The organism is Pseudomonas sp. SDO5591_S426, from assembly GCF_054070755.1.
In genome coordinates, this window is record NZ_JBSVXD010000360.1 from 1 (window position 1) to 2,722 (window position 2,722).

The 2,722-nt window shown below is 58.7% G+C and carries 3 protein-coding genes; 2 read left to right on the forward strand and 1 reads right to left on the reverse strand.

The window, feature by feature from the left end; translation table 11 throughout:
• Positions 1-139: 139 nt before the first annotated feature.
• On the reverse strand, positions 140-958 hold the full coding sequence (gene suhB, locus ACW9JC_RS29895; protein ID WP_016984379.1) for a type III secretion system regulator SuhB: 819 nt from the start codon (positions 956-958) through the stop codon (positions 140-142).
• Positions 959-1,104: 146 nt separating this feature from the next.
• On the opposite strand from suhB, the gene trmJ reads away from it, so the two are divergent.
• Both trmJ and cysE read left to right on the forward strand, forming a co-directional pair.
• Positions 1,105-1,875, forward strand: a complete 771-nt coding sequence (trmJ, locus tag ACW9JC_RS29900) for a tRNA (cytosine(32)/uridine(32)-2'-O)-methyltransferase TrmJ (protein ID WP_008025492.1) — start codon at positions 1,105-1,107, stop codon at positions 1,873-1,875.
• Between the two features lie 2 nt (positions 1,876-1,877).
• Positions 1,878-2,654 (forward strand): serine O-acetyltransferase, encoded by a 777-nt coding sequence (gene cysE, locus ACW9JC_RS29905; protein WP_457459550.1) that lies wholly within the window; start codon positions 1,878-1,880, stop codon positions 2,652-2,654.
• Positions 2,655-2,722 lie beyond the last annotated feature (68 nt).

Consider the following 2,722-nt stretch of genomic DNA (forward strand, 5'->3'; position numbering starts at 1 on the left):
TGCGATCTTTTGATCTTGATCTTTTTGAAAAAAAAATCAAAAGATCGCAGCCTTCGGCAGCTCCTACAGGGGGGGAAGGGCAAATCAAACAGGCATAAAAAAAGCACCCCGAAGGGTGCTTTTTTCTGTCGCCGGAAGCTTAGCGCTTCAGCGAAGCCGGCAGGTGCGGCTGGATCGCCGTCAATACTGCCTTGAAGCACTTGGTGTTGCCGGCAACGATGTGGCCTTTTTCAAGGAAATCGTGACCGCCGGTGAAGTCGCTCACCAAGCCGCCAGCTTCCTGGATCAGCAGGGCGCCTGCAGCCATGTCCCACTCGGACAGGCCCGACTCCCAGAAGGCGTCGAAGCGGCCGGCAGCCACGTAGGCCAGGTCCAGGCTCGCCGAGCCAGCGCGGCGGATGCCGGCAGTCTGGCCAACCAGGGCGCGGAACATGCCCAGGTAGTTGTCGAGGTTGTCCATCTGGTCGTCACGGAACGGGAAGCCGGTACCCAGCAGGGCGCCGTCGAGGCTGGTGCGACCGCTGACGCGCAGGCGACGACCGTTCAGCTGAGCGCCGCGACCACGGCTGGCGGTGAATTCTTCCTGGCGAACCGGATCCAGAACAACAGCGTGCTCAAGACGACCGCGGTATTTGCAGGCGATGCTGACAGCGAAGTGAGGAATGCCACGCAGGAAGTTGGTGGTGCCGTCCAGTGGGTCGATGATCCACAGGTACTCTTCGCCTTCGATGCCGGTGCCGGCGTGCAGGCCGGTTTCTTCACCGCGGATCGAGTGATTCGGGTAAGCCTTGCGCAGGGCGTCGATGATTTTCTGTTCAGCGGCGCGATCCACCTCGGATACGTAATCCTTGGCGTCTTTTTCGTCGACCTTGATGGTATCCAGGCGCTCGATGGAGCGGAAGATCAATTCACTGGCGCTGCGGGCGGCGCGCAGCGCGATATTCAGCATGGGCTGCATGGATGTGTCACCTAAGGTTGTTAAAGAAAGCCGGGCATTCTATCAGAAAGTTTCTACAGGAGAAGGACGACGTTCGCTTTCATGGCTTAACGGTAGGATGAGCTGTAAGATTCGGCTCCCGATTATTGTGTTCGAGAGCGCCTCCCTTGCTGCAAAACATTCGTGTCGTTCTGGTCAATACCAGCCATCCGGGCAATATCGGCGGGGCTGCGCGTGCCATGAAGAACATGGGCCTGTCGCGGCTGGTGCTGGTTGAGCCTCGTCTGTTCCCGCATCACGAAGCCGATGCCCGTGCTTCCGGTGCCGGTGACATCCTTGAAAACGCGCAAGTCGTCGCCACCTTGGAAGATGCCTTGGTCGGCTGCAACCTGGTGCTCGGCACCAGCGCCCGCGATCGCCGCATTCCCTGGCCATTGCTCGATCCCCGCGAATGCGGAACGAAGGTGGTCGAGGAAGCAGGGCAGGGTGCGGAAATCGCCCTGGTGTTCGGTCGTGAAGATTCCGGCCTGACCAACGAAGAGCTGCAGCGATGTCATTATCACGTGCACATTCCATCAGACCCTGAGTTCAGCTCGCTGAACCTTGGGGCAGCGGTGCAGGTGTTGAGTTATGAAGTGCGCATGTCCTGGCTCGCGGCCCAAGGCCAGCCGAGCAAGGTCGAGAAGGAAGAAGTGGCTTCGGTCAAAAGCGCTGAGCTGGCGACCATGGACGAGCTGGAACGATTCTATGAGCATCTGGAGCAAACCCTGGTGGCCATCGAATTCCTCGATCCGGAAAAGCCACGGCACTTGATGGCGCGCCTGCGCCGGTTGTACGGACGCAGCTCGGTTAGCCGGGCGGAAATGAATATATTGCGTGGCATCCTCACGGAAACCCAGAAAGCGGCCCGTGGTGAGCTTCTAAAGCGGAAGGATTAATGATGTTTGAGCGTTTGCGTGAAGATATCCAAAGTGTTTTCCATCGTGACCCGGCGGCGCGTAACGCTTTTGAAGTCCTGACTTGCTACCCGGGCATGCACGCCATCTGGATTCACCGTTTGTCGGCGATGCTGTGGCGCGCGGACCTGAAATGGCTGGCGCGGCTGGTGTCGAACTTCGGTCGCTGGTTGACGGGGATCGAGATTCATCCGGGTGCCAAAGTCGGTCGTCGTTTCTTTATTGACCATGGCATGGGCATCGTCATCGGCGAAACCGCCGAGATTGGCGATGACGTGACTATTTATCAGGGCGTGACCCTCGGTGGCACCAGTTGGAATAAAGGCAAGCGCCACCCGACGCTGGGTGATGGCGTTGTGGTCGGAGCGGGCGCGAAGGTTCTCGGTCCGTTCACCGTCGGTGCCGGGGCCAAGGTGGGTTCCAATGCCGTTGTGACCAAAGAAGTACCGCCGGGTGCCACTGTGGTGGGTATTCCGGGGCGCATCATCGTCAAGTCCGATGAAGAGCAGGATGCCAAGCGCAAGGCCATGGCCGAGAAGATCGGCTTCGATGCCTACGGCGTGACCGAAGACATGCCGGACCCGGTCGCTCGCGCCATCAACCAATTGCTCGATCACTTGCAGGCGGTCGATGGTCGTCTGGAGGGGATGTGCGGGGCGCTGAAGGATCTGGGCAGTAATTACTGTGCGAAAGATCTGCCAGAACTGCGCGAAGAAGACTTCGCCTGCGTAAAAGACAAAGACGAAAGCAAGGCCGGTTGATGTCTCTGTAGGAGCTGCCGAAGGCTGCGATCTTTTGATTTTGCTCTTTCAAAGGCGAAGATCAAAAG

Coding starts and splice junctions, on each gene's coding strand:
- cysE (WP_457459550.1), top strand. CDS start 1,878: ATGTTTGAGCGTTTGCGTGAAGATATCCAAAGTGTTTTCCATCGTGAC.
- suhB (WP_016984379.1), bottom strand. CDS start 958: ATGCAGCCCATGCTGAATATCGCGCTGCGCGCCGCCCGCAGCGCCAGT.